This is a genomic window from Tunicatimonas sp., from assembly GCF_049647865.1.
Classification (GTDB): domain Bacteria; phylum Bacteroidota; class Bacteroidia; order Cytophagales; family Cyclobacteriaceae; genus Tunicatimonas.
Genome location: NZ_JBARYM010000229.1, coordinates 1 through 3354, shown reverse-complemented (window position 1 = coordinate 3354; position 3354 = coordinate 1). Strand labels below are relative to the sequence as shown.

The window sequence follows — 3354 nt, the reverse complement described above, 5'->3', positions numbered from 1 at the left end:
CCGGGGTTCCCACTCCGAATTAAAAGTAAGTCCGGCTGATAACGTGAGTCCTTCTAAGGTTAGTACCCGTTCATAACTCTCGCCATCGTCGGTAGAAACTAGTACATTTAGGGTATCTACGTAGTTTTCACTGAACTGAGCGTAAGACACCTGAAAAAACAGGCTAGCTTCAAAGGTATTGCTAAAATCCAGCGAGGGGCTTACCAGACGGTCAATGGCTCCAATATCAGCGTATTGATTATTTTGAATACCAACCGCCTCGTTATTGAATCCGTTTCCGGCGGCTTCTACGGTTTCCCAGGTAATGCTACTATCAGGGTTTACCACCTGCCACACATCGGTGGCTGCTACTGATTCACCTTGGAGTACATCCGGTACAGAATACTCCTGAAATTCATTAATTAGTGGAATAATATCTTCTTTGTCATCTACCACAAAGTTAACCTGACGGTAATTGTTATCCGGTACATCGTCTACCCGAAGGTTAGGATTAATAACGCGGATCGAGAAGCTATGAATACCTAAAGCAAGAGTGGGTGACTCGAGCTCAAAAATAGTTTCTTCGCCTGGTTCTAGAATGAAAGCATCATAAGAAAACTCAGTGGGCGACTGATCATCAAACTGATAGGTGACATCGAATGACCTGACGGAAGAGCGGCCGATATTCTTAATGGTAACTCTTGGTGTGGGATTAGTCTGGCCAGAAAGGTAAGCGGGGGAAATGATTTCACTAATTGCTAAATCTATTTCTCGCACTTGAGTAGCCTGAATATTAATGTCATCGAGGTATAGATTATTGCCGAAGTCATTATACCCAATAAAGGCTATTTGTAGGTTTTCATTACCCGCGAAAGCATCTAATGGAAACGTTAATTGGCGCCAATCGACACGGGAATCAGGAAAAAACTCTGAACCAATTGGCTCAGTCGTAGCTAAATCCTCACCGGAAGCTTCAAATAAGAAGGTTTCGAAGGTAGCTCCACAATCGGTAGATATACCAATAGCAAAACCATCGTTACGTATGTTGCCATCTTCGTTTCGGAAAGGTGCGTAAGCATACCGTAAAGAGAGACTAGCATCGCGCAAATCAGCCAAACTGAATACGGGGGTGTAGAGTATATCTTGGGTGCCAATATTGTTTCGATAGTCAAAGAAATTGAGCCACAAGGCTTCATTGCCTTCTCCTGAAAAACCCGGAACTGAGGTTCTTTCCCAGGTAATATTATCGTCGGAATTACTGATGTAACCCACACTAAGTATTGAATTCTCAGTGACCCGCTCAAAGTCATCGGCCAATGGCAGAGTAGCTCGCTGAGGGACAATGAAATTGACGGAACTCACATTATTAGTGGCATTTTCATCAGCAGCTCCGTTAGCCTCAGTAATAAAGAATGTAAAAGTATATTCAACATTGGCGGCGTTTCCTGCCAGTGAAACTGAACTCAGGGACACGGTGGTAGATTCTCCTGTTTCCAAACTGGTATTGAAGACAGTTTCTTCCCGAAAGTTACCTTGCACATTTAGGGCGACGGCAAACGAGGTAAGAGGTTCTCGCCCAGTATTCGCTACTGTGATTGTGGGAACAATATCGCCATTGCACTCACTACGCTGAGGGCTATTGACCGCGCTAATTCCGGCGTCATCGTCTAGTACAATGGGTTCAGTTAAACCGGGCGAGTTTAGTAAGGTTCGGCGGCGAGGACTATTTTCTAGTACTATGCGCATTCTTGCCTTCTGACCAAGCGTGAATAAATTCATACACCGATCAGTAGTGTAGTCCATATAGTTTTGGAACATATCAACGGAACCACAGCTAGTTTGCGGGTGATTAGGGCAAGTATCCGAATCAGATTCCTGTAGAGGGGTATCAGCCACAAAATCATCGGCACTACAGTCGCCATCTCCCCAGATATGGCGCAACCCAAGGTAATGACCTACTTCGTGGGTAGTAGTACGCCCCAGCGAACGGGAGACCACATTACCGACACTACCGAAAAAGTTGAAATCAATCACGATTCCATCAGTATCTGAGCCAGTAGATGCACCGCCCAAACCCGGCAGCTCTGAATCCGGAAACTGGGCGTAACCTAACAAATTATTTCTTAATGGAGCTACCCAAATATTCATGTAGAGTTCGGGGTCCCACTGGCTGAGTATAGATAGCGCATCGCCATCTTGTAATCCGTAATTATCACGGTCGCCTGCTATCCTAACCACTCCGTTAGTTGCAAAACCTTCGGGAGATTGGCGAGCTAGCACAAACTCAATGCGCGTGTCGGCGACAAAAGGCTGAAACTCTAAAGGCGTTTCGGTAGTATCACGGTTAAGTCGGCGGAAGTCTTCGTTTAAAGTTCGGATTTGATCCTGAATCTGCTCAAAAGGAATATTACTACCATCTCCTTCGGGTTCACCCAGGTGAACTACGTGTACTACCACCGGAATGCGGTAGATTGGCTCAGCATCTTCTGACTGGAATTTAGCTTGTGGGCTCAGTTGCCGCTTCAACTGCATATTGTTCATCCACTGCTCGAATCGTTCTTTATTTTTTCCTTGATTTAGCGATACAGTTCCACATTTTTCCTGTTGAGCTTGAAGCTGGAAGGAGATGAAAAGAAGGGTAATCACTAACCAGCTTAAACGAAGACCGATGTGATTCATGAACTTATGGATTAATGAGTGAGCGAGAAAACAATAATTTTTCCACAATAATATGACCAACCGAAAGAAACAACGCAAAAAATACAATCTAAATATGTTTTATGGTTACTAACTATGCTATGCAAAAGTTTCACTTCGGCGAATTTCCTGAGCAATGGTTTAGATTTATCATTTCGCATGTTCAAACAGCAAAAGTGGGTTAGTAGAATTGTCATTATTGTTAAAAGCTTCGTAATAAGAAAATTTCTGAACAGCTACTATTAGAATGTACTTTTTCTCTTTTTTATCAAAACAGTCATACCAATTAGTATCAGTAATCCCAATCCGATGAATATTGCGTAATAGTGAGGCAGCGATGAATCATTTAAAGGAAGATCATCACCAATCAGCACTAGTGATGCCCAGTAATACGGATGCGCTAGAGGTCCTTTCGCTTTATTTAAAAATGAGAGTTTGGCTTGCTGTAGGGCTACGTCTTTATCAGCACCTTCCGCCAACTGTTCAAAAAAACTTTGTACAATACGCTGGGTTGTTCGGTCATTCACCTTCCACAAGCTCATGGCTACATTAGGGCAACCAGCATACTTAAAAGCTCGGCCTAAACTCATAATCCCTTCGCCTCGGGCTAGTTGACCAGTGCCTGTTTCGCAAGCACTTAACACCGCCAGATTAGACCGTAGTTGCAAGGTGTAGAGT

At 43.8% G+C, this 3354-nt stretch carries 2 protein-coding genes; both read right to left on the bottom strand.

What is annotated here, in order from left to right; all coding sequences use genetic code 11:
• A partial coding sequence (locus WBA23_RS07135; RefSeq protein ID WP_424581577.1) for a M43 family zinc metalloprotease occupies positions 1-2658 on the bottom strand: 2658 nt, incomplete at its 3' end.
• A 260-nt stretch (positions 2659-2918) separates the two neighbouring features.
• Positions 2919-3354 (bottom strand): CHAT domain-containing protein (locus WBA23_RS07130; RefSeq protein ID WP_424581575.1); only part of this gene is annotated, 436 nt, incomplete at its 5' end.